We start from the raw sequence: 19,207 nt of genomic DNA on the forward strand, positions 1-19,207 counted from the left end.
GTTATCCGGGACCGTCACACGCGCACGCACCGGGCGTGCGAGAGGGGTGAAGAGGCCATGCTCGTCATCATGCGAGACCATGCGTCTGCCGAAGACGTTCAGCACGTCGTCGATCTGCTCACCGAGGCCGGTGCCGAGGCGCATCTGTCCCGCGGTGAGGTCAAGACCATCATCGGCGTCATCGGGGACCGTGAGGTCATCTACTCGCTCGAGTTCGAAGGCCTGCCGGGTGTCGAGCAGGTCGTTCGGGTGCTCAAGCCGTTCAAGCTCGTCAGCCGCGACTTCCAGCCGGAGGACACGGTGGTGCGGGTGGGGGCGACCGCCATCGGCGGGGGAGCGTTCGGCATCATCGCGGGTCCGTGCTCCATCGAGAGCGAAGAGCAGATGTTCGCGACCGCGCGTGGCGTGGCAGCCGCTGGCGCCACGATGCTCCGCGGTGGCGCGTTCAAGCCCCGCTCGAGCCCGTACGCCTTCCAGGGCATGGGCGTGGAGGGCCTGAAGCTGCTGCGCGCTGCGGGCGATGCGGTCGGTCTGCCGGTCGTGACCGAGGTGCTCGACGTCCGCGACGCCGCGGTAGTGGCCGAGTACGCGGACATCCTGCAGGTCGGAGCACGGAACATGCAGAACTTCATGATGCTCGACGAGCTCGGCACGATGGCCAGGCCGATCCTGCTCAAGCGCGGTCTCTCGGCGACGATCGAGGAGCTGCTATCGGCCGCCGAGTACATCCTCAAGGGAGGGAACCGCGACGTGATCTTGTGCGAGCGCGGTATCCGCACGTTCGAGACGTACACCCGCAACACGCTCGATCTTGCTGCTGTGGCCGCGCTCAAGTCGCTCACACACCTGCCGGTCGTGGTGGATCCCTCGCACGCTACCGGCCGCCGCGACCTCATCACCCCGATGTGCCGCGCCGGCATCGCAGCGGGGGCAGACGGCCTCATGGTCGAGGTCCACCCCGACCCCGAGCACGCGCGCTGCGACGGACCCCAGTCGCTCACGCCGGCCGACTTCGGTGTGCTGATGGACGACCTCGGTCCGCGAATCGCACTCGAGGGCAAGCGGGCGGGGGAGACTCGGTGACCGTCCAGCGCCTGACGGTCGTGGGTCTGGGGCTCATCGGCGGCTCGGTGGCTGCGGCTGCCAGGCGGGCCGGGGTGCGGAGGGTGCGCGCGGTGGACCCGGACCCGGAGACGCTCGGGTTCGCGGTGGCCGAGAACCTCGTCGACGAGGCCCTCACGCCCGAACAGGCCGCCGATGCGGGGTGGCTCTCCGGCGATGGTGCCGATCTGATCGTTCTCGGCACCCCGGTCGCGGAGACCGTGCTGTGGCTCGCGCGGCTCGCGGAGCTCGGCTACACCGGGATCGTGAGCGATGTCGCGTCCACCAAGCGGGCCGTCGTCGAGGCGGCTCTGAATGCCGGGGGCGGCTACCGGTTCGTGGGCGGTCATCCGATGGCCGGGTCTGAGCGCAGTGGCGTGACTGCCGCCTCGGCAACGCTCTTCCAGGGCGTCTACTACATCCTCACGCCCACGCACGACACGGACATGGACGCCTACCGGATGGTGCATGCGTTCGTGACCTCGCTTGGCGCGCGGGTGGTGTCTGTCGACGCCTCCGCACACGACGAGGCGGTCGCGATCGTGAGCCACGTCCCGCACGTCGCTGCCGCGGCTCTCGTGGAGCTCGCGAGCAGCCGTGCCGAGCAGGCGGGTGCGGACCTGCTCCGTCTGGCCGCGGGCGGCTTCAAGGACATGACGCGCATCGCTGCGGGCAGCCCCGATCTGTGGACGGGCATCTGCCTCGACAATGCACCCGCGGTGATCGCCGGGATCAGCGGCCTCGAAGGCGTGCTGGCCGACTTTCGCCGGTCGGTGGAGGCGGGCGATGCCGATGCGGTGCGCTCGTGGCTCGCAGGCGCCGCCGACGTCCGTCGCGCGCTTCCGGCCCAGTGGGTGCCCGCCACCGCGCGCCTGCGCGAGCTGACGGTTCCCGTCACCGACCAACCCGGCGTGGTGGGCATCGTCACGACCGCGCTGAGCCGCGCGGGCTGCAACATCGAGGACATCGAGATCGACCACCAGTCCGAGGATAGCGCGGTGCTGCGCCTCGTATTGACCGACGAGGGCGACGCCGAAGCGCTCATGGCGGACCTGGTGTCCCGTGGGTTCGCACCGCAGATGAAAGCGCTCGAGGAGGACGCTTCGTGAGCAGGTTGCATGTCACACGCTCGGAGCGGCCGCTGACGGGTTCTGTGCGCGTCCCGAGCGACAAGTCCATGTCGCACCGCTCGGTCCTCTTTGCGGCGATGGCCGAGGGCGAATCGCATCTCAGCGGTGTGCTGGACAGCGCCGACGTGCGTTCGACGATGAGGGCGGTCGAGGCACTGGGAGCCGAGGTCCGCGTGGAGGGAATCGGCCCGGGTGGCCTGACGCTCACCGTCCGTGGCTGGGGCGCGGAAGGCCCGCAGCAGCCGGAGGGGCCGATCGACTGTGGTAACTCGGGCACCACGGCGCGACTGCTCATGGGCGTGCTTGCGGGGTGGCCGATCGAGGTCACGCTCACCGGAGACGAGTCCCTGTCGCGTCGGCCGATGAGGCGGGTGACGGACCCGCTCCGCTCGATGGGCGCAACGTTCGAAGCGACCGAGGACGGAACGCTCCCGCTCACGGTACGTGGCGGAGCGCTCACCGGCATCGCGTACGCGACCCCTGTCGCGAGCGCTCAGGTGAAGACCGCCGTGATGCTCGCGGGTCTGCGTGCCGAGGGCGTCACGAGCGTGACCGAGCCTGCAGTCAGCCGCGACCATACCGAGCGCATGCTCCCGGCCTTCGGCGTGCCCGTCGCCTCGGACGTCCGCCGCATGACGGCGTCGGTGAAGGGTCCGGCCTCGCTCCTCGCGTGCGACATCGAGGTTCCCGGCGATCCTTCCTCGGCGGCCTTTCTGGCGGCAGCGGGCTTGTTGGTCCCCGGGAGCGAGATCGAGCTCACGGGGGTCGGCATGAACCCGACGCGGGTGGGCTTTGCGCTCGTCTTGCAGCGGATGGGGGCGGACATCGACCGCGTTCCTCGCATCCCGCCCGGCCCCGAGCCGGTGGAGGAGTTCACCGTTCGGTACACGCCGCAGCTCCGGGGCGTGGATGTGCCGTGGCAGGAGATCCCGCGCCTCGTGGACGAGGTGCCGATACTCGCGCTCGTGGCGGCCGGCTGTGCTGGGATCACGCGCTTCAATGGCGTACGCGAGCTTCGGGTAAAGGAAGCCGACCGGCTCCGGGCGGTCCACGAGGGACTCGACGCGTTCGGCGCCAACGCGAGCGCGGGGGAGGACTGGCTCGAGGTCACCGGCCCGTCGGCACTGCGCGCCGCGCATGTGTCTTCCCTCGGCGACCACCGGCTCGCGATGACGTGGGCGGTGGCGGGGCTGCTCGCCGAGGGCGAGACGGTCGTGGAGGACTTCGGGGCGGTCGAGGTGTCGTATCCCGGGTTCGCCGACGACCTTAAGCGCCTCGGCGCGAGCGTTCGGGTCGTGTAGCGCGTGCTAGAATGCCGTTGCCACCACCTCTGACGTGGGAGACTGCGCGTGATCATCGCCATCGATGGCCCGGCCGCGAGCGGCAAGTCGACCGTTGCCAAGGCCGTTGCCCGACGTCTCGACGTCCGCCACCTCGACACGGGCGCCATGTACCGCGCCGTGACCTGGCTTGCGCTCGACCGGAGAGTCCCGGTCGAAGACGGCCCCCTTCTCACGGCGCTTGCCGAGGAGAACCCGGTCACCTTCGACTACGCCGAAGGCGCGCCCATCGCGAACTCGGTGCACATCGCCGGTCGTGATGTCACGGCGGAGGTTCGTTTCCCCGTTGTTGATGCGAATGTAAGCGCCGTTTCGGCCGTCCCCGGTGTTCGTACGGCGCTCGTTGAGCAGCAGCGGCTGCTTGCCTCGGCGGGCGACACGGTGGCCGAGGGACGTGACATCGGCACGGTGGTCTTCCCGCATGCCGAGGTGAAGATCTACCTCACCGCCAGTGCCGAGGAGCGAGCGCGCCGACGCCGTATAGACCTTGCCAATCAGGGGCACGAGGTCGATCAGGACGAGGTGCAGGCACGGCTGGAGCGGCGGGACGCGTATGACTCATCGCGTGAGGTGAGCCCGCTCGAGGCTGCCGTGGATGCCGAGCTGCTCGACACGACCGGGCTTTCTATCGAGCAGGTGGTGGACGCGATCGTGGAGCGCGTCGAGGGCGCGCGATGAAGTACGCGCTGTTTCCGCGGTTCGCGAAGGCCACTGTTGGCCGCATGCTTCGGGTGCTGTTCCGCACGCGGCTCGACGGCGCCGAGAACATTCCTCCCACGGGAGCCATTCTGGCCGGGAATCACGTCTCGTACCTGGACCCGATCCTGTTGTGGTGCGCCTCGCCGCGTCCGGTGCACTTCATGGCCAAGCGCGAGCTGTGGGACAGTCGCATCATGGCCTGTTTGCTTCCACGCTTCTGGGCGTTCCCGGTGAACCGGGGGGAGCCTGACCGCACCGCGATCACCACGGCGACCGAGCTTGCCAAAGCCGGCGAGCTTCTGGGTGTCTTCCCGGAAGGCGGTCGCGCCGAAGATGGCACCGAGGCCCTGCGGGAAGCACAGGGCGGTGCGGCGTTCATCGCCTTGCGTGCCGGCGTGCCGATCGTGCCCGTGGCCTTCACGGGTACGGACAGGGCCTGGCCGAAGGGTGCGAAGCGGCCCCGGCTGGTGCGGACGAACATCCGGGTAGGCAGCCCGATCGACGTGGGGAGCATCCTTCCAGAAGGCGGGCGCAAGGACCGTGTGACGGCGGTGACCGCAGTCGTGATGGAGCGCATCTCATCCGAACTCGAGATGGCCAGGAAGGTGATGGCGTGAAGGTGATCGTCGCACGGCACGCGGGCGTCTGCTACGGCGTCGAACGGGCACTCAAGCTCGCCGGCGAGGCTGCCGCTGCCGGTGGTCCGGTTGCGACCCTCGGGCCGCTCATCCACAATCCGCAGGCCGTCGCGGCGCTGCAGGCGAAGGGCGTGGGCGTGGCGTCCACCCTCGATGACGCGCCGACCGGGACGCTCGTGATCCGGTCGCACGGCGTGGATCCGGCTGTCATCACGGAAGCCGAAAGCCGGGGGTTCAACGTCATCGATGCCACCTGCCCGTTCGTCACCGCCGCGCACACCTGTGCAGCGGACCTCGCGACTTCGGGTTACGCGGTCGTCATCGTGGGCGAATCGGACCACCCCGAAGTCGAGGGTATCCTCGCGCACGCCGGCGGGGAGGCGCTGATCGTGCAGCATGCGAGCGACATTCCCGCAAAGCTGCCCGGACGGCGCATCGGCATCGTCGTGCAGACCACGCAGCCGCCGGCCCTGCTGCAGGAGGTCGTCGCGGCTCTGCTGCCGCGCGTCTCCGAGCTCAGGGTCTGCAACACGATCTGCAGCGCCACCGCCAAGCGGCAGGCGTCCGCGGCCAGTCTGGCCGAGGAGGTCGACGTGATCGTCGTCGTCGGCGGACACAACTCAGGCAACACGACGCGGCTGGCCGAGATCTGCCTCGCGCGGAATCCGCGCACGCACCATGTGGAAACCTCCGAAGAGCTCGACCCGGCGTGGTTCGGCGGTGCGGAAGTCGTCGGCGTGACCGCAGGCGCCTCAACGCCTGACGAGCAGATCCGCGGCGTGATCGACGCGATCGAGGCACTCGCCGGCGATGCCTGATCCGGCGTCCACCGGCGGCACCGTCGCGACGGTCGATGCCGGCGCTGCCCGCGACGCGGGCCTGCTGCCCCGAGACCGCGTCCTCGCGGTCGACGGTGCGCCGCTTGCCGATGTGATCGACTGGTGGTGGCTCACCGATGAGCCGTCGTTCAGCCTCACGATCGAGCGTGACGGCGCTCAACGCGAGGTCGAGATCATCCGTCGGCCAGGCGAGGCGCTTGGCGTGACGTTCACCGAGACCCTCTTCACGCCGATTCGCGAGTGCGATAACGCCTGCGCGTTCTGCTTCGTCTCGCAGCTCCCCGGAGGCCTGCGGCCGTCGCTCTACGTGCGTGACGACGACTTCCGTCTGTCCTTTCTCTCGGGCAACTTCGTCACGCTCACGAACGCGACGGCCAAAGACGTTGCCCGCATCATCACGCAGCACCTGTCGCCGCTCCACGTGTCGGTCCATGCCGTGGACCCCGAGGTGCGCGCCCGCCTCATCTGTCCGACTGTCGAGGACCACGCCCTGGAGGTGCTCGATACCGTGCTCGACGCCGGAATCAAGGCGCACGTGCAGGTCGTTCTCGTCCCCGGCGTCAACGACGGCGCGGTGCTCGAACAGACACTCGGCTATCTTGCCGCGCGGAGCGGCGTGCTGTCGGTGGGGACGGTGCCGATGGGCTACACGGGGCACCAGACGCGCTGGGCGGCCTCGTACGGCCACCACACGGCAGCCGCCGTGCTCGGGGTCGTGACGGGCTGGCAGCGACGGATGCGCGACGAGCGAGGCTGCGGGTGGGTGTACGCGGCCGATGAGGTGTATCTCCTGTCGGGAGTCCCGTTTCCACCCGCCGAGGAGTACGACGGCTTTCCCCAGTTCGAGAACGGCATCGGCATGGCGAGCGCCTTCCTGGACGAGTTCCGGTCTCCGGGCGTCGAGTGCCGGGCCGCGACCCTGGTCACCGGCGAGCTGTTCGCTCCCGTCTTGCGAGGGGCGCTCGATCGCGCCGGCTGCGCGGACGTGCGCGTGCTCGCGGTCGAAAACGGTTTGTTCGGCGGCAACGTCAGTGTGACCGGGCTGCTCTGCGGCGCCGACATCGTGCGTGCCATTGCCGAGGACGGCCGGGCGGGTACGTACCTCGTGCCTGACGTTGTAGTAAACTCCGACGGTCTGTTACTCGACGACATGCCGTCGGCCCGCCTCGCATCAGAGTCCGGAGCCGACGTCCGCATCATCGGCACCGATGCCGCGAGTCTCACCGCGGCGCTCGCCGCCCTGTAGGAAGGCCTGAAGCCCCATGACGCTCCCCATCGTCGCGGTCGTCGGAAGACCGAACGTCGGCAAGTCGACGTTCGTGAACCGCATGATCCAAGCGCAGGACGCTATCGTGCACGCGCAAAGCGGCGTCACGCGCGATCGCAGCTACCACCGTGCCGACTGGAACGGCCGCGAGTTCATGCTCGTGGACACCGGCGGCATCGAGTTCTCTACCGACGACGCGTTCGGCGATTCGATCAGAGCCCAGGCCGTCGTTGCTGCCAACGAGGCAGACGTGGTGGTCTTTCTCGTGGACGGCTCGGTCGGGATCGCCGCGGGCGACGAAGAGGTCGCGGGCCTGCTGCGCCGGCAGAAGACGCCGGTCTTCCTTGTGGTGAACAAGCTCGACACGCCGGGCCGCGAGGACGCGATCCACGAGTTCTGGAGTCTCGGTCTCGACCAGCCGTGGCCGGTGTCGGCGCTGCACGGGCACGGGTCGGGCGACCTGCTCGACGCGCTCGTCGAGGCGCTGCCGCCCGTGGAAGACGAGTCGTCCGATGACTCGTCCATCGGCGTTGCGATCATCGGCAAGCCGAACGCGGGCAAGTCGTCGCTCTACAACAAGCTTCTCGGTCGCGAGCGGGCGATCGTGTCGGAGGTCGCAGGAACCACGCGCGACGCAATCGACACGATGCTGACGGACGGGGAGTCCACGTTCCGTCTGGTGGACACCGCCGGTCTGCGGCGCAAGTCGCAGATCGAAGAGTCGGTGGAGTACTACGGCTTCGTGCGGGCCATGCGCGCCATCGACCGGGCCGAGGTCGCGGTGCTCGTGATCGACTCCGCCACGGGCGTGACCGATCAGGACCAGCGCGTCGCGCGTTTCGCTGCGGAGCGCGGTTGCGGCATCGTGATAGCGCTCAACAAATGGGACCTGCTCGAGACGCCGGAGGAGAAGACCGAGCTGGTGGCACGGCTGCCCGACAAGCTCGGGTTCATCGGCTTCGCGCCGGTCGTGCGCGTGAGCGCCCTCAAGGGCACGGGCGTGCACAAGCTCCTGCCGCTGGTGAAAACCGTCTACGATTCGTACGCGCAGTCGATACCCACGAGCAAGCTCAACGCGCTGCTCACCGAGCTTCGCGCCTCCGGCCACACCATCTCCAAGGGTGGAAAGATGCTGCGCCTGCAGTACGTGACCCAGACAGGATCGAAGCCCCCCGTCTTCACCTTCTTTGCGAACCATCCGCGCATGGTCGACACCAACTACGAGCGGTACCTCGAGAACCGCCTGCGCGAGGCGTTCGACCTCACCGGTACGCCGATCAGGCTGAAGTTCAGGCAGAAGGGCTGAGATGGAGCCCGCCCTCCGGATCATCGGCGCCGCGCTTTCGGCGTACCTCGTGGGCTCGATCCCGTGGGCGGTCATCGTCGTGAAGATCTTCTGGAAGCAGGACATCCGCGACCTCGGCTCGGGCAACACGGGCGCCACGAACGTGCTCCGCGTCTTCGGGACTGCTCCGGGGCTCGCCGTTCTGTTCCTGGATGCCACGAAGGGCGCGCTCGGCGTTTGGTTCGCGACGCTGTTCGTTCCCGTGCAGTGGGCCGCGGCGGGGTACGACTGGTTCGGCGTCCTGGGGGCCACTGCAGCCATCGCGGGCCACTCGTTCTCGCCGTTCATCGGGTTCCGCGGCGGCAAGGGGGTCGCGACCGCGGCCGGAGCGATCATGATGCTCGCCCCCAGAGTAGTACCGATCATGCTCGTGATCTTCGTCATCATCGTGGCGATCTGGAAGCAGGTATCCCTCGGGTCGATCATCATAGCGGCCCTCTTCCCGGGTGTATCCTGGTTGCTGTATCCGGATCGGATCGCGCTCGTGCTGTTCTCGGTGATCACTGCCGCACTGGTGATTTGGCGTCACCGCAGCAACATCGGGCGCATCAGGAGGGGCGAGGAGTCGAAGATCTCGTTCCGCCGCCGGACCTGGGATGAACTGAAGCACCGCCGCGACGACGGGAGCACCGAGAGATGAACACCGCGGTGATCGGAGCGGGCTCGTGGGGCACGGCCATTGCATGGCTGCTCGGCGGCAAGGGAACGTACGTCACCCTGTGGGCGCGTGAGCCCGAGATCGCCGAGGGCATCAATCAGGAACGACGGAACCCGCTCTTTTTGAAGGACGTCATCTTCGACCCGTGGGTGAAGGCCACCTCGGACATCGAGCGTGCACTCCACGGAGCCGATGCGGTCGTTGTGGTCACGCCGAGCCACGGCGTTCGGGGCGTTGCCGAGCAGATGGCCGGCGTGCTGCGCAAGGATGTTCCGGTGGTGAACCTCGCCAAGGGCGTGGAACAGGGCACGCTCATGCGCATGACGGAGGTCCTTGATGACGTGCTGGGCCATCGCGAACGTCTGGCCGCGCTCTCAGGCCCCAACCATGCCGAGGAAGTCTCCAAAGGCGTCCCCTCGGCCACCGTGGTGGCGGCGTACAGCGAGGATGTCGGCCGGAAGTTGCAGGACATGTTCATGACGCCCTTCTTCCGCGTGTACACCAACCCGGATGTGGTGGGCGTGGAACTCTGCGGCGCATCGAAGAACGTGGTCGCGGTGGCCGCCGGCATGAGCGACGGTCTCGGCTACGGCGACAACACGAAGGCGACGCTCATGACGCGGGGGCTTGCCGAGATGTCCCGGCTGGGGGCGCACCTGGGCGCGAACCCGCTCACCTACATGGGGCTCGCCGGGATGGGCGACCTGATCGTCACGTGCACGTCCCGCCACAGCCGCAACCGGGCGCTCGGCGAGTGGGTCGCCAAGGGCGGCACCGTGGAGAGCTACTCCGCGGAGACGAAGATGGTCGCCGAGGGAGCCAAGAGCGCGGTTTCCCTCGATGACCTGGCGCACAAGCTCGGCATGGAGATGCCCATCACGCACCAGGTGCGGGCTATCCTGTACGAGGGACACCAGGCGTCGGAGGCCGGGGCGGTGCTCATGGGACGCTCGGCTCGGGATGAGTTGCACGGGATGGGTCTCGTCGAGGACGAGGGGTGAGATGCGCGTGAGCAACGAGCTCTTCATCGCACCTTCCATTCTCTCGGCGGACTTCATGCACCTGGCCGATGCGGTCGCGCTCGTGGAGGATGCGGGAGCCGATCTGATCCACGTGGACGTGATGGACGGGCACTTCGTGCCGAACCTCACCATCGGCCCACCGGTCGTCAAAGCGCTCAAGCGCGTGGCGCACCGCCCGCTCGACTGCCATCTGATGGTCTCGGACCCCGACCGCACGGCGATGTGGTACGTCGAGGCCGGCGCGGACATCGTGACCGTGCACGTGGAGGCGTCCACGCACCTGCATCGCACGGTGGGTGCCATTCGCGCAGGTGGCGCTATTCCTGGCGTCACGCTCAATCCGGGCACGTCCGCCTCGGCGATCGAGGAGATCCTGCCGTACGTGGGCCTCGTGCTCGTGATGAGCGTGAACCCCGGCTTCGGCGGTCAGTCGTTCATCGAGTCATCGGTGGACAAGGTGGCCGAGATCAGGGCGATGTGCCGCGAGATCGGCGTGTCGCCACGCATCGAGGTGGACGGCGGGATCGACGTCACCACCGCGCCGCGCGTCGTTGCGGCCGGAGCCGACACCCTCGTGGCGGGCAACGCGATCTTCTGCGCCCCCGATCCTGCGGCCGCGCTCAAGGAGATCCGCGCTCACGCTTCCGCGCAGATGGTGTAGACTGACGTCCGAACTTTCTTCAGGGCGGGGTGCAAGTCCCCACCGGCGGTGAAAGCCCGCGAGCCCCGTGAGGGGCCGATCCGGTGAGATTCCGGAGCCGACGGTCATAGTCCGGATGGAAGAAGAAGGAGCTCGTTTCATGACGCTGTTCTCCGACCCCGTTGTCGGGATCGCAGACCCGTACCTGCGCCGTGCCTTCGAACTGGCCGAGCGCGGTCGGGCGACAACCTCCCCGAATCCCCTTGTGGGTTGCGTCGTCGTGCAGGACGGCACGATCGTGGGAGAGGGCTTCCACGAACGCGCAGGCGGGCCGCATGCAGAGATCGTGGCCCTCGGTCAGGCGGGCGAACGCGCCCGAGGCGCGCATGTCTACGTGACGCTTGAGCCGTGCAACCACTTCGGCAAGACCCCGCCGTGTGTCGACCGCCTGCTTGCCGAGGGTGTCTCGGCTGTGACGATCGGCATGCGCGATCCCAATCCCGAGGTGTCGGGTGGGGGAGCCGAAGCGCTGGCCGCAAAGGGCGTCACCATCCGGTGGGCGGATGACCCGCGCCCCTTCGAGGCGCAGAACGAGGGGTGGCTGACCCGGGTGCGACTGGGACGGCCCTTCGTGCGCGTGAAAGTCGCGCTCACTCTTGACGGGCGTCCTGCGCTGGCGGCTCGGCGTCGTTCACGGATCACGGGTGCAGGTGGGAGTCGCGTAACGATGCGCCTACGCGCACAGGCGTCCGCGGTCATGGTGGGCGCATCGACCGTGGCGATCGACGATCCAGCGCTTACGGCGCGCGATGCCGAGGAGCGGCCCACGAAACGCTCGCCGCGCCGCATCGTGCTCTCGCGCACCTGCGTGCCCAACGTCCGCTCGCAGGTCATGGTCGACGGTGGAGGCTGCACGCTGGTGACGTCAGAAGCGGCTGCTGCAGACGAGGTCGCCGCATGGGAGAGCGCGGGAGCGCGAGTCTTGCGGTACGCGTACGCTGACGGTCTTGCGGGCGCGCTGCGAGCCATCGCGAACGACGGCGTGAACGACATGCTCATCGAGTCGGGTCCCTCGCTGTTCTCGGCACTGTGGCGCGAACGGCTGATCGACGAACTCGTGTTCGTGACTGCCGGAGGCATGAGCGGCAACGCTGCGCCTCCGCTCTTCCTCGGGCAGGCAGACAGCGTTGGGGCGGACCTCGCGCCGGTGTTCTTCGCGGTAGAAGCGGGTTTGGCCGATGGTGATGCGGTGACGGTCTGGCGGCCACGCGGGTGAACGTGGCTGCTTTGGGTTCGGTGCTGGTCATTGGGAGAGGAAGTGCACGCGGATGTTCACGGGACTGATCGAGTGTGAGGGCGTCATCACCCGTGCCGAGCGAGTGTCCGGCGGTATGCGCCTCGAGGTCTACTCGCCTGAGTTCGGACGCGACATGGCGATCGGCGACTCCATCGCGGTCGACGGCGTATGCCTGACCGTGGTGAAGTTCATCAGGGGCGCGTTCCTGACCGACGTGAGCGCCGAGACGCTCGACCGGACGACTCTGGGCACGCTGCAGCAGGGCTCGAAGGTGAACCTCGAGCGCGCACTCAGGCTCTCCGACCGCCTGGGCGGCCACCTCGTCTCGGGTCACATCGACGGCGTCGGACGCCTTGAGCTCAAGCAGCCGGCGGGCAAGTTCACCGTCTACCAGTTCCAGGCGCCGCCTGCGGTGATGCGGTACGTGGTGGAGAAGGGCTCGATCGCGGTCGACGGCATCTCGCTCACGGTCGCCAAGGTCGGGCCGCAGGGGTTCACGACCGCCATCATCCCGCAGACGGAGTCGGTGACCACGCTCAAGGACAAGCCCGTAGGCGCTCCGGTGAACCTGGAGGCAGACATGCTCGCCAAATACGTCGAGCGATTCGTGGCCGGATACACTGGCGCCGAAGATGCGCCCCGCGAGCGGAAGGGGCTCGGCGACATGCTGCGCGAGTTCACCGAGGGCGGCAGGTGAGCGCCGTGAGCGGCCCGTTCGCAACCATCGAAGAAGGCATCGACGAGATCGCCGCAGGCCGGCTGCTCATCGTCGTGGACGATGAGGGGCGCGAGAACGAGGGCGACTTCGTGATGGCGGCCGAGAAGGCCACGCCCGAGGCGGTCAACTTCATGGCTACCCACGGTCGCGGACTCATCTGCCTGCCGCTTACCAGCGAGCGTCTCGATGCGTTGCAGATTCCTCCCATGACCGACCGGAACACCTCAGAGCAGGGGACCGCCTTCCACGTATCGATCGGCGCGAAGGGCCGTATCACAACCGGGATCAGCGCCGCTGACCGCGCGGCCACCGTACATGCCGCCATCGATCCCGAAACGCAGCCCGAGGACATCTCGCGCCCGGGTCACGTCTTCCCGTTGCGTGCTCGTCCGGGCGGCGTGCTCGAGCGTGCGGGCCACACCGAGGCGGCCGTCGATCTCGCGCGCCTCGCAGGGCTGTACCCCGCAGGCGTCATCTGCGAGATCATGAACCCCGACGGGACCATGGCCCGCCGGCCGCAGCTGGAGGAGGTCGCCCGCGAGCACGGTCTCAAGATGGTGACCGTGGAGGAGCTCATCCGCTACCGGCGCAGGACCGAACGCCTGGTCGAGCGCGTCACGACCGTGAACCTGCCGACGGAATTCGGCGAGTTCATCGCGCACGGCTACCGGTCGCTGCTGGACGGTTCGACGCACCTCGCGCTCGTGGTCGGCGAGGTCGCCGGCGCGGAGGATGTGCTCGTGCGGGTGCACTCCGAGTGCCTGACCGGAGACGTCTTTCACTCGCTGCGCTGCGACTGCGGCGACCAGCTCGCCGAGGCGCTCCGACGGGTCCAGGCCGAGGGGCGCGGCGTGGTGCTCTATCTCGTCGGTCACGAGGGCCGCGGCATCGGACTCGCGAACAAGCTCATGGCGTACAAGCTCCAGGAAGAGGGAGCCGACACGGTTGAGGCCAACGAGGCACTCGGATTCCCTGCGGACCTGCGCGATTACGGTATCGGCGCGCAGATCCTCGCCGATATCGGGCTCTCCTCGGTGAGGCTGTTGACGAACAACCCGAAGAAGCTCGTCGGGCTCGAGGGCTACGGACTGCATGTGAGCGCGGTCGTGCCGCTGCAGGTGGCGTGCAAGCCCGAGAACCTGCGCTATCTCAAAACGAAGAAGGACAAAATGGAGCACCGGCTCGACTTGCCGGCGGACGATTAGGAGGAACGGATATGGCAACGTACGAAGGCGATCTGCTGGGTAGCGGGCTTACGGTGGGCATCTGCGTGAGCCGCTTCAACGAGTTGCTCTCGTCCCGTCTGCTGGGCGGGGCAAAAGACGCGCTCGTCCGTCACGGCGTGGCCGAGGACGATGTGGACGTCGCATGGGTCCCCGGTGCCTTCGAGATCCCGCTCGTGGCGGGGAAGATGGCGTCGTCGGGCAAGTACGATGTCGTGCTCGCACTCGGCGTGGTCATCCGCGGCGGTACGCCGCATTTCGAGTACGTGGCTTCCGAGGTATCGAAGGGCATCGCGAAGGTCTCGCTCGACACCGGCGTCCCGGTGACCTTCGGCGTGATCACCGCGGATACGATCGAGCAGGCGGTGGAGCGCGCGGGCACCAAGCACGGGAACAAGGGCTGGGACGCAGCGCTTGCCGGGATCGAGACCGCCAAGGTCATGCGGGCGCTCGCCGAGGGCTAGACCGCCCGATCGCAGGCCCCTGAACGCAAGAGAACGCCCGGTGTGCCGTTGCCGGCCGCCGGGCGTTCCGCTGGGGCTATCCAGAGGGTTCTCGCCACCCTGTGGCTATCAACCGTGGACGTCCTGTCGTCTCGCCATCCGAAGCCATGGACCTCGGTGGGAACGTCACCATAGCAAACGCGCAGAGCGGCTACAAGCGACCCTGTGTTCGATTCGACGAACGGTAGGCATTTGACCGCAGTCGGCGTGCTGCAGCGGTTCCGAGGACGACACGACGGGCCGGACGGCGCGCATGTCACGCTTCACCGGAGTGTCGGAAGCCGGTATTGTGTGTGAGGATGGCGGCGCGAGAGGAGTCCAGGGTGAGCGAAGGTCCGCAGGATGCAGACAGCGGCAGGTTCGCGGTGCTCGATGTCTTCGGTATCACGCTCGAGGTAAGCAATCCGCGGCTCGCGGAGTTGCTGACGATGGACGCCTCCGATGCACTGACGTCCGACGTCCGCGATCTTGCCAGCGCCGACCGGCGGGCGGTGTCTGAGGCGCTGCCGGACTCTATCATCGCGATGCCCAACCCGCACTCGGAGGCGGCCGAGCGGACGCGTCGCGAGTTCCGCACGCTGGCCGATGCGCTTGCGGCGGACATCGGATTCACGGTCGAGTCGGATGGCACGTGGTGTTCGCCCACGGGTATCGACATCGTTATGCGCACCGTGGACCGGCCGCTCACGCCAGCTGCTGCCGCGCACTACGTGAGCGAGGTCGCAGCAGTCACGGAGAGACTGCCCGAGACGAGCACGGTGCTGTTCGTGGTCGCCGACCAGCAGACCGCAGACGCCTTCAAAGTCGCGATACGTCAGCGGAAACTCCACAACCTGATGCGCACGATCGCGATCGACAGCCTCGAGAGCGTGCGCGAGATGCACGCCGACGGCAGGCTCGATCATCGCCACGTGCTCGTGCTGCTCGCACCGATCGCGGACATCGACGTCGGCGAGATGATCGCGGTCTTCCGGGCTGGAGCACCGGCCCCCGGGGGGGACTGATGATCGACCTGCACGTCCACACGTGGCGATGCAGGCATGCGAACGGCACGGCTGAGGAGTACGTACGCGCGGCTGCGGCACAGGGTGTGCGTACGCTCGCATTCACCGAACATCTTCCGCTTCCCCCCGAACTCGCCGCGCGGGTCCCGGGCGCAGGGGGCTACGCGATGCCGGCTGAGGAGCTGCCCGCGTACGTCGCCGAGGTACGGGCAGCCGCGGACCTCGGCGTACAACTCGGCGTGGAGGTGCTTCTCGGCATCGAGGTCGACGCCGTGCCCGACGGGTTCGACCACGCGGCGGTCCTTCTCGGCGAGCATCCGTTCGACATGGTGCTGGGTTCGGTGCACTTCATCGATGACTGGGCCTTCGACGATCCGGGCCGTACGGACGGCTACGATTCGTGGGACCTCGGCGCGCTGTGGGAGCGGTACTTCGACGACGTCATCGTCGCTGCGCGCAGCGGTCTGGCCGATGTGATGGCGCATGCCGACCTCGTGAAGAAGTTCTGCAAGCGGCCAGACGGCCCGGTTGATCATCTGTATGCTGCCACCGCGGCGGCGCTTGCCGAGGCGGGCATGGCGGTCGAGGTGAACACCGCGGGGCTGCGCAAGCCGTGCCGCGAGCTTTACCCCGCGCCCGCGATGCTCGAAGCGTTGCGCCGCGAGGGCGTTGTGGCCACGATCGGATCGGACGCGCACGCTCCAGCCGACGTCGGCGCGGGTGCGCGAGAGGCCGTCGCCGCCCTCAGGGAGGCGGGCTACCGCTCCGTCGTGGTGTTCAGGAACCGTACGGCCGAGGAGGTGGGCATCGATGACCTCTGAGCCGCTGCTTACCGTCGGTGCGCTCACGGATGCGCTCGAGCTTCGCTTCCCGTCGCACTGGGCGGAGGGGTGGGACCGCGTGGGTCTGGTCTCGGGAGACCGTGGGACGCCCGTGACGGGGATCCTCGTGACGCTCGACGCGACTGCCGAGGCCGTGGACCGCGCTGTTGCTGCAGGCGCCAATGTCGTCGTGACCCATCATCCCGCCTACCTCGACCCGCCGGAGCGCGTGGAACGGGGCGCGGGTCCGGCCGGGGCACTTGCGGCCTCGCTCGCCGCTGGTGTCGCGCTCCTCGCCGCGCACACGAATCTCGATCGCGCGCCCGACGGCGCATCCGCACTCTCGCTCGCCCTCGGACTCGAGGTGCTCGGGCCGCTGGAGTCATCTGTCGAGGACGTCGTGGTCGTGACCACCTTTACGCCTCCCGGCGCAGTCGCGTCGCTCCGTGCGGCGATGGCCGACGCCGGTGCAGGGCGGCTGGGCGAGTACGAGAACTGCGCGTTCAGCGCTGAGGGCACGGGGTACTTCGAGCCGCTCCCCGACGCGGAGCCTTCGGCCGGCGGGGGAGAGCGCGGGGTCGCCGAGGTCCGGCTGGAGATGGTCGCGCCGCCCTCGCGGATGCAGGCGGTCCTCGAGGCAGCCCGTTCGGCGCATCCCTACGAGGAGCCGGTCGTGCTGGCGGTCCCCGGCGTTCGTGCACGGGGCGTGGCGCGTCAGGGTCGCGTGTGCACGTGGCGGGCGGGTGCAACGCTCGGCGACCTTGCGGCTCAGGTGAGTGCCGCGCTCGGTGTGGCGTGCCGGGTCTGGGGCGATCCAGGGCGGGCCGTGGAGCGTGTCGCGGTGGCCAATGGTTCGGCGGGCTCGCTCATCGGCCTGGCGCTACGGTCCGCAGATACCCTGGTGGCAGGTGAGGTGCGGTATCATGACGCCCTGGCGGCTTCGGCGAACGGCCTTGCGATCATCGAGGCCGGTCACGATGCAACCGAATGGCCGATCGTGCGCGTGCTGGCAGGCGCGGTCCGGGACGTCGCCGCTGGCGCCGTGCCCGTGACCGAGGAGGAACCGGCGTGCGGGTGGTGGACGATGGAGGAGCCGAATGTCGGACGGTGACACGCTCGTTGCTCTAACGGAGCAGGATCTCGAGATCGCCCGGTCCGAGAAGGCCCTCGACGAGCTGCCGGAGAAGCGCGCCGTGCTCCAGCTGCGAAAGCGGCTGCGGGAGATCGAGGCCGTTCGGAACAAGGCGCAGGCCTACTGCCACAAGCTCGACGCCATGATCACGCACTCGAATGATGACGCCACGTCCATCCAGACGAAGATCGACGCCGAGCAGGCCAAGGTCCTCTCCGGCGAGGTGACGAACCCCAAGGAGTTGCAGAATCTCACCCGCGAGCTCGACGCGCTCAAGCGCCGCAAGGACGCGATCGAGTTCGAGGAGCTGGGACTCATGGAGAAGGCCGAGGCGGGCACAGCGCAGCTCGAGAAGGTCGAGGCAGCGCTCACGGAGGGCGCCGCCAGGGAAGCCGGGCTCATCGCGGAGTTCAAGGCCAAGGGCGGTGAACTGCAGACACGGATCGGGCGGATGCGGGAAGACCGCGAGAAGCTGGCCAAGACGCTGCCGGCAGATCTGCGCGCCCGGTACGAGTCGCTGAGAGAGAGCAAGCACGGAATCGCGGTCGGCATCCTGAAAGGCGAGCTCTGTACCGCCTGCAGGACGCAGATTCCCTCGCATGAGGCCCAGGCACTCCACGCCGGGCCGGAGGTGGCCGAATGCCCCAACTGCAAGCGGCTGCTCGTGGTCGGACTCGAGGCCGAGTGAGCGTGTCGTGGGTCCTCAACAGTGACGGGGGCGCGCGCGGGAATCCCGGTCCCGGGGGTGTGGGCATCGTCCTGAGGCGTCCTGACGGATCGGTCGCGGCGCGCGGGGGAGCGTTCCTCGGCAGCGTCACCAACAACGTCGCCGAGTACGAGGCGCTCCTGTGGGGCATGCGCGCAGCGCTAGCCCTCGGGTCCACGGAGTTGCTGGTTAAGGCCGACAGCGAACTGGTGATCAAGCAGCTGCGCGGCGAGTATCGGGTGAAGAACGAGGGGCTGAAGCCGCTGTTCCTGCAGGCGCAGGCGCTTCGGCGGGAGTTCTCCTCGATCGAGTTCACGCACGTCCGCCGTGCCGAGAACGCCGATGCGGATGCGCTTGCGAACGAGGCGATGGACGGGCGGTGTCTCGTCGGCGACGCGCCCGAGCCGCCAGGTCATGGCAGTGGGCGTCTGTTCGAGTAGGGAGGTCCTGCCGTGTACGATCTCATGGTCCGCGGGCACTTCGATGCCGCACATGCGCTGGATGGATACCCGGGCGAGTGCTGCAAGCTTCACGGTCACACGTGGGACATCGAGGTCGTCGTGCGGGGATCCAAGCTCGACGAGGTCGGGATCGTCTACGACTTCAAGACGCTGAAGGACGATTTGGCCGCGGTGCTCGAGCCGCTCGACCATGCGTATCTCAACGAGGTCCCGCCGTTCGATCGCCTGAATCCGACCGCCGAGAACCTTTCACGACACATCTTCGAGCGGCTCGCCGAGCTCGTGGGTCCGGCGGTGACCCTTGTTGAGGTCGCGGTCTGGGAGTCGCCGGTGGCGAAGATCACCTATCGGCCGGGGGAATAACCGCGCTGCTGCACACGGCGAGGACGTGCGAAGGGGCCGCAGAGCGGCCCCGAAAAAGCAGGTGTCCCGAGAAACCCAGCCTGCGTGATCCGTAATCCCCAAGCTTCCCGTTTCTTACTCTCGAGAACCACGACGGTTCCGGTCAGCTTTCGCGAACCTTCTCCGCGAGGACCCCTTCGAGCAGCTACTGGTACGCTGGCTTTCAGGTTCCGCTCGGCCCGACTTCTCGGGACGCCCCTCACTCTACGAGTCCCACCGGAGCGCGTCAACAGGAATTCCGGAAATGGTATCAGTATGCGA

Annotated in this window: 21 protein-coding genes and 1 riboswitch; all 21 genes read left to right on the forward strand. The window is 68.1% G+C overall.

Annotation, left to right across the window (positions count from 1 at the left end; all coding sequences use genetic code 11):
• Positions 1-57 precede the first annotated feature (57 nt).
• The 21 genes from aroF (at position 58) to queD (ending at position 18,907) form a co-directional block, all read left to right on the forward strand.
• Positions 58-1,083, forward strand: a complete 1,026-nt coding sequence (aroF, locus tag Q7W51_06215) for a 3-deoxy-7-phosphoheptulonate synthase (GenBank protein MDO8847962.1) — start codon at positions 58-60, stop codon at positions 1,081-1,083.
• Positions 1,080-2,210: a prephenate dehydrogenase/arogenate dehydrogenase family protein gene (locus Q7W51_06220; GenBank protein ID MDO8847963.1), complete on the forward strand. Its 1,131-nt coding sequence runs from the start codon at positions 1,080-1,082 to the stop codon at positions 2,208-2,210. The genes aroF and Q7W51_06220 overlap by 4 nt, the downstream gene beginning before the upstream one ends.
• On the forward strand, positions 2,207-3,532 hold the full coding sequence (gene aroA, locus Q7W51_06225; protein ID MDO8847964.1) for a 3-phosphoshikimate 1-carboxyvinyltransferase: 1,326 nt from the start codon (positions 2,207-2,209) through the stop codon (positions 3,530-3,532). The genes Q7W51_06220 and aroA overlap by 4 nt, the downstream gene beginning before the upstream one ends.
• Before the next feature lie 48 nt (positions 3,533-3,580).
• On the forward strand, positions 3,581-4,249 hold the full coding sequence (cmk, locus tag Q7W51_06230) for a (d)CMP kinase (GenBank protein MDO8847965.1): 669 nt from the start codon (positions 3,581-3,583) through the stop codon (positions 4,247-4,249).
• Positions 4,246-4,887 (forward strand): lysophospholipid acyltransferase family protein, encoded by a 642-nt coding sequence (locus tag Q7W51_06235; protein ID MDO8847966.1) that lies wholly within the window; start codon positions 4,246-4,248, stop codon positions 4,885-4,887. The genes cmk and Q7W51_06235 overlap by 4 nt, the downstream gene beginning before the upstream one ends.
• The gene (ispH, locus tag Q7W51_06240; protein MDO8847967.1) at positions 4,884-5,726 is read left to right on the forward strand and encodes a 4-hydroxy-3-methylbut-2-enyl diphosphate reductase; all 843 of its coding nucleotides are present in this window, start codon (positions 4,884-4,886) and stop codon (positions 5,724-5,726) included. Before Q7W51_06235 ends, ispH begins: the two co-directional genes overlap by 4 nt.
• Complete coding sequence (locus tag Q7W51_06245; protein MDO8847968.1) at positions 5,719-6,993, forward strand: DUF512 domain-containing protein; 1,275 nt, start codon at positions 5,719-5,721, stop codon at positions 6,991-6,993. Before ispH ends, Q7W51_06245 begins: the two co-directional genes overlap by 8 nt.
• Positions 6,994-7,009: 16 nt before the next feature.
• Positions 7,010-8,320, forward strand: coding sequence for a ribosome biogenesis GTPase Der (gene der, locus Q7W51_06250; protein MDO8847969.1), 1,311 nt, complete (start codon positions 7,010-7,012; stop codon positions 8,318-8,320).
• Between the two features lies 1 nt (position 8,321).
• Positions 8,322-8,999, forward strand: a complete 678-nt coding sequence (gene plsY / locus Q7W51_06255) for a glycerol-3-phosphate 1-O-acyltransferase PlsY (protein ID MDO8847970.1) — start codon at positions 8,322-8,324, stop codon at positions 8,997-8,999.
• The gene (locus Q7W51_06260; GenBank protein MDO8847971.1) at positions 8,996-10,018 is read left to right on the forward strand and encodes an NAD(P)H-dependent glycerol-3-phosphate dehydrogenase; all 1,023 of its coding nucleotides are present in this window, start codon (positions 8,996-8,998) and stop codon (positions 10,016-10,018) included. Before plsY ends, Q7W51_06260 begins: the two co-directional genes overlap by 4 nt.
• A 7-nt stretch (positions 10,019-10,025) precedes the next feature.
• Positions 10,026-10,700, forward strand: coding sequence for a ribulose-phosphate 3-epimerase (rpe, locus tag Q7W51_06265; GenBank protein MDO8847972.1), 675 nt, complete (start codon positions 10,026-10,028; stop codon positions 10,698-10,700).
• 11 nt (positions 10,701-10,711) lie between these two features.
• Positions 10,712-10,831, forward strand: a riboswitch (FMN riboswitch).
• 8 nt (positions 10,832-10,839) lie between these two features.
• Complete coding sequence (gene ribD, locus Q7W51_06270) at positions 10,840-11,955, forward strand: bifunctional diaminohydroxyphosphoribosylaminopyrimidine deaminase/5-amino-6-(5-phosphoribosylamino)uracil reductase RibD (protein ID MDO8847973.1); 1,116 nt, start codon at positions 10,840-10,842, stop codon at positions 11,953-11,955.
• Between the two features lie 52 nt (positions 11,956-12,007).
• Positions 12,008-12,673, forward strand: coding sequence for a riboflavin synthase (locus Q7W51_06275; GenBank protein ID MDO8847974.1), 666 nt, complete (start codon positions 12,008-12,010; stop codon positions 12,671-12,673).
• Between the two features lie 5 nt (positions 12,674-12,678).
• Positions 12,679-13,899: a bifunctional 3,4-dihydroxy-2-butanone-4-phosphate synthase/GTP cyclohydrolase II gene (locus tag Q7W51_06280; protein ID MDO8847975.1), complete on the forward strand. Its 1,221-nt coding sequence runs from the start codon at positions 12,679-12,681 to the stop codon at positions 13,897-13,899.
• Positions 13,900-13,910: 11 nt separating this feature from the next.
• Positions 13,911-14,381 (forward strand): 6,7-dimethyl-8-ribityllumazine synthase, encoded by a 471-nt coding sequence (gene ribE, locus Q7W51_06285; protein ID MDO8847976.1) that lies wholly within the window; start codon positions 13,911-13,913, stop codon positions 14,379-14,381.
• A gap of 362 nt (positions 14,382-14,743) precedes the next feature.
• Entirely contained in the window at positions 14,744-15,424 is a 681-nt protein-coding gene (locus Q7W51_06290) for a hypothetical protein (GenBank protein ID MDO8847977.1), read from the forward strand.
• Complete coding sequence (locus Q7W51_06295) at positions 15,424-16,245, forward strand: histidinol-phosphatase HisJ family protein (protein MDO8847978.1); 822 nt, start codon at positions 15,424-15,426, stop codon at positions 16,243-16,245. The genes Q7W51_06290 and Q7W51_06295 overlap by 1 nt, the downstream gene beginning before the upstream one ends.
• Entirely contained in the window at positions 16,235-17,356 is a 1,122-nt protein-coding gene (locus Q7W51_06300; protein MDO8847979.1) for a Nif3-like dinuclear metal center hexameric protein, read from the forward strand. The genes Q7W51_06295 and Q7W51_06300 overlap by 11 nt, the downstream gene beginning before the upstream one ends.
• The gene (locus tag Q7W51_06305; GenBank protein ID MDO8847980.1) at positions 17,343-18,065 is read left to right on the forward strand and encodes a C4-type zinc ribbon domain-containing protein; all 723 of its coding nucleotides are present in this window, start codon (positions 17,343-17,345) and stop codon (positions 18,063-18,065) included. Before Q7W51_06300 ends, Q7W51_06305 begins: the two co-directional genes overlap by 14 nt.
• On the forward strand, positions 18,062-18,523 hold the full coding sequence (locus Q7W51_06310) for a ribonuclease HI family protein (protein MDO8847981.1): 462 nt from the start codon (positions 18,062-18,064) through the stop codon (positions 18,521-18,523). Before Q7W51_06305 ends, Q7W51_06310 begins: the two co-directional genes overlap by 4 nt.
• Positions 18,524-18,535: 12 nt before the next feature.
• The gene (gene queD / locus Q7W51_06315) at positions 18,536-18,907 is read left to right on the forward strand and encodes a 6-carboxytetrahydropterin synthase QueD (GenBank protein MDO8847982.1); all 372 of its coding nucleotides are present in this window, start codon (positions 18,536-18,538) and stop codon (positions 18,905-18,907) included.
• The last annotated feature ends 300 nt before the right edge of the window (positions 18,908-19,207 follow it).

The organism is Coriobacteriia bacterium, from assembly GCA_030652115.1.
Lineage (GTDB): Bacteria > Actinomycetota > Coriobacteriia > Anaerosomatales > Anaerosomataceae > UBA6100.

What these genes read in the sequence shown, in the direction of transcription:
- Q7W51_06245 (MDO8847968.1), top strand. Translation starts at nt 5,719, where the DNA reads ATGCCTGATCCGGCGTCCACCGGCGGCACCGTCGCGACGGTCGATGCC.
- der (MDO8847969.1), top strand. Translation starts at nt 7,010, where the DNA reads ATGACGCTCCCCATCGTCGCGGTCGTCGGAAGACCGAACGTCGGCAAG.
- aroF (MDO8847962.1), top strand. Translation starts at nt 58, where the DNA reads ATGCTCGTCATCATGCGAGACCATGCGTCTGCCGAAGACGTTCAGCAC.
- ribD (MDO8847973.1), top strand. Translation starts at nt 10,840, where the DNA reads ATGACGCTGTTCTCCGACCCCGTTGTCGGGATCGCAGACCCGTACCTG.
- Q7W51_06300 (MDO8847979.1), top strand. Translation starts at nt 16,235, where the DNA reads ATGACCTCTGAGCCGCTGCTTACCGTCGGTGCGCTCACGGATGCGCTC.
- Q7W51_06260 (MDO8847971.1), top strand. Translation starts at nt 8,996, where the DNA reads ATGAACACCGCGGTGATCGGAGCGGGCTCGTGGGGCACGGCCATTGCA.
- Q7W51_06295 (MDO8847978.1), top strand. Translation starts at nt 15,424, where the DNA reads ATGATCGACCTGCACGTCCACACGTGGCGATGCAGGCATGCGAACGGC.
- plsY (MDO8847970.1), top strand. Translation starts at nt 8,322, where the DNA reads ATGGAGCCCGCCCTCCGGATCATCGGCGCCGCGCTTTCGGCGTACCTC.
- Q7W51_06305 (MDO8847980.1), top strand. Translation starts at nt 17,343, where the DNA reads ATGTCGGACGGTGACACGCTCGTTGCTCTAACGGAGCAGGATCTCGAG.
- Q7W51_06275 (MDO8847974.1), top strand. Translation starts at nt 12,008, where the DNA reads ATGTTCACGGGACTGATCGAGTGTGAGGGCGTCATCACCCGTGCCGAG.
- Q7W51_06235 (MDO8847966.1), top strand. Translation starts at nt 4,246, where the DNA reads ATGAAGTACGCGCTGTTTCCGCGGTTCGCGAAGGCCACTGTTGGCCGC.
- ribE (MDO8847976.1), top strand. Translation starts at nt 13,911, where the DNA reads ATGGCAACGTACGAAGGCGATCTGCTGGGTAGCGGGCTTACGGTGGGC.